This window comes from Campylobacter sp. W0066.2 (genome assembly GCF_024723515.1).
Classification (GTDB): domain Bacteria; phylum Campylobacterota; class Campylobacteria; order Campylobacterales; family Campylobacteraceae; genus Campylobacter_D.
In genome coordinates this window covers 1-345 of sequence record NZ_JANQCV010000054.1, presented here as the reverse complement: position 1 = coordinate 345, position 345 = coordinate 1, and the positions used below count along the sequence as shown (strand labels likewise).

Here is a 345-nt window from a genome sequence, read left to right as displayed (position 1 = left end):
CCAAGAGAATTGAATTTAGAACTTGACAAAGAAACACTTTATACTCAAGAAGGAGAAGTAGTACACGCTGTATTAAAAGGTGGAAAAACAGGTTCTAAAGTAGAATGGAGTTTAAGTGGGGATGCTACTTTAGGTAGTCATGATACAACTTTTAATGCTAATGGCGAAGCTAAAGCAACTATTACTTCTAAGGCTCCATTTGAGAATGATATTATGTTAAAAGTCAATGCTTTAGGTAGTTCTTTTACAAAAAGTATTAAGTATAATAGAAAAATTTATACCCCTGAAGTAGAATATCCTGCATATGATCCAAGCTGGCTCCCTTTTGATACTTTAAAAAATACT

The 345-nt window shown here is 32.5% G+C and carries 1 protein-coding gene; it reads left to right on the top strand.

Annotation, left to right across the window (positions count from 1 at the left end):
- Window positions 1-345 (top strand): hypothetical protein (locus CAMP18498_RS07955; protein ID WP_337198273.1); only part of this gene is annotated, 345 nt, incomplete at both ends.